Here is a 2706-nt window from a genome sequence, read left to right on the forward strand (position 1 = left end):
GGCACCACACCCGACTGGACCACCTACCACACCCACCAACAACGCCGCCGCATCCCCCTCCCCACCTACCCCTTCCAACACAAGCACTACTGGCTCGACCGACAGGCCACGACGGCCCAGGCCACCGGTCGTGCCGCGGCGCGTCGCGACGACATCACCCAGTGGTTCTACGCCCCGTCCTGGCAGCGGGCACCTCTCCCGGCCGGGGAGCAGCCGGACTGCACCCGGCACTGGCTGGTCTTCGCCGACGGCCTGGGTGTGGGCGAGGCGGTGACCGAGCAGCTGCGGGCCGCCGGTGCCACCGTCACCGTGGTGGCGGCGGCCGACGCCTGGTCCGACCGGGGAGACGACCGCTACGCCATCGACCCGGCCGACAGCTCCGACTACGAGCGGCTGATCAGCACCCTGCGGAACGGTCCTGCCGGTGTGCCCACCCACATCGTCCACGGCTGGAGCGTCGCCGCGCCGGTCGAGGAGGGCAGCCTCCAGCACGGTTTCGAGAGTCTGATCCGCCTCACCCAGGCCCTCGTCCAGCACCCGGACGGCGAGCCGCGCCGGATCTGGGTGCTCAGCAACGGCCTGCACAACGTCACCGGTGCCGAGCCGCTCTCGCCGCTGAAGGCCACCCTGCTGGGCCCGTGCCGCGTGCTGCCCCGCGAGCTGCCGGGCACCACCTGCCGCAGCGTCGACCTCGACTGCCAGGAAGCTCCCACCCAGGCCCAACTGGGGAGGCTTATGGCCGAGTTGGCAGCAGCACCGGAGCCCGGCACGGAGACGGTGGCCCACCGAGGGGGCCACCGCTGGTCCCAGCACTACCTGCCGCAGCCGCTGCCCCGACGCGACGATTCGCCGGTGGTGCGCAAGGGCGGTGTCTACCTGGTCACCGGCGGCACCGGCGGCCTGGGCCTGGCCCTGGCCGGGCACCTCGCGGCAGCGGGCGCAAGGATCGCGCTCACCGCGCGCACCCGGCTGCCCGACGCCGCGGAGTGGGACTCCTGGCTCGCCGGCAACCCGGGCAAGGGCCGACTCGCTGACACCGTACGGGAGTTGGTCCGCCTGCGGGACGCAGGTGCGGAGCTCATGGTGTTCCAGGCCGACGTGAGCGACCGGGCGGCGATGAGCGAGGCCGTCCGGCGGACCACCCAGCGGTGGGGGGCCATCCACGGCGCCTTCCACACGGCGGGTGTCGCCGGTGGTGGCCTGATCCAGCTCAAGGACCTCCAGGCGGCCGCCGAGGTCCTGCTCCCGAAGGTGCACGGCACCCTGGTGCTGGAGGAGGTGCTGGCGGACCAGGAGCTGGACTTCCTGGTCCTGTTCGGCTCGAACGGTGCGAACATCGGCAGTGTCGGCCATGTCGACTACTGCGCCGCCAACTGCTTCCTCGACGCCTTCGCCCAGGACCGGGGGCGCACCCGGCGGGTGATCTCGATCGACTGGGGTCCGTGGCGGGAGATCGGCATGGCGGTCGGTACCGCCGCGCCGTCCGGCATCGAGCAGGTGGACGAGCGCGCCATGTCGCCCGCCGAAGGGCTGTGGGCCCTCGACACGATCCTGGCCGGCGTCTCGGAGTCGCAGATCATCGTGTCGCCCGCCGAGCTCTCGGCGCTGTTCGAGAACGCCTTCTCGCTGGAGCAGGGCGACACCGCGGAGCCCCGTAGCGCCGCGCACGAACGCCCGGACATCCTCACCGAGTTCGTGGCGCCGCGCAGCGACACCGAGCGCGCGATCTGCGAGCAGTGGCAGGAGCTGCTGGGCATCGAGAAGGTCGGCATCCAGGACAGTTTCTTCGATCTGGGCGGCAACTCCCTGATCGCGATCCAGCTGGTGAGCACCATCAATGCCCGGCTGGGCACGAAGCTCGCCCTCGGCGACCTGTACGAGGGGTTGACGGCGGCACACCTGGCCGGCCTGGCCGAGCAGCCCCTGCAGCAGGCAACGGGCAACAACCGCAAGGCACTTGAGGAACGCAGAGAAAAGATGCAGCAGCGCCGGCGTCAGCACCAGCAACGGCGTCGGACAGCAAGGGGCGAATGATGACCAATGAGTTCACGGATCTCCCGGAACGGGACGGCGTCGCGATCATCGGGATGGCGGGACGCTTCCCCGGCGCGGGGGACCTGACCGAGTTCTGGTCGAACCTGCGCGACGGCGTCGAGTCGATCGTCGCCCTGACCGACGAGGAGCTGACGGCGGCCGGGGTGTCGCCCGAGGTCTTCGGCCGGCCCCACTACGTCAAGGCCGCACCCAGGTTCGAGGGCATCAGCCTGTTCGATGCGGAGTTCTTCGGGTACACCGCCCGCGAGGCGAAGATCATGGACCCGCAGCACCGGCTCTTCCTGGAGACGGCGTGGACGGCGCTGGAGCACGCCGGCTACGACGCCGCCCGGTACGAGGGCAGCATCGGCGTCTTCGGCGGCGCCAGCACCACCGCCTACCTCGGGAACATCCTCAGCAACCTGGAGCAGGGCGAGGCGATCAAGGGCGAGAACGTCGGCCTGGGCTTCGAACTCGCCTTCCTGACCAGCCGGGTGTCGTACAAGCTCGACCTGCGGGGGCCGAGCTTCCCGGTCCAGACCGCCTGCTCCAGCTCGCTGGTGGCGCTGCACGCCGCCTGCCAGAGCCTGCTCAACTACGAGTGCGACATGGCCCTTTCGGGTGCGGTCTCCTACAAGGTGCAGGAGAACACCGGCTACCCGTACCAGGAGG

General features: G+C 70.7%; 2 protein-coding genes. Both read left to right on the top strand.

The features are described from left to right. The coding region (locus ACIQOV_RS36265) for an SDR family NAD(P)-dependent oxidoreductase (RefSeq protein WP_401055065.1) at positions 1–2034 on the top strand (2034 nt) is incomplete at its 5' end. After that, positions 2034–2706, top strand: a 673-nt coding sequence (locus tag ACIQOV_RS36270; protein ID WP_401055067.1) for a beta-ketoacyl synthase N-terminal-like domain-containing protein, incomplete at its 3' end; no start/stop codon positions are given. The genes ACIQOV_RS36265 and ACIQOV_RS36270, both read left to right, overlap by 1 nt.

The organism is Kitasatospora sp. NPDC091257 (assembly GCF_044757675.1).
Classification (GTDB): Bacteria; Actinomycetota; Actinomycetes; order Streptomycetales; family Streptomycetaceae; genus Kitasatospora; species Kitasatospora lactacystinica.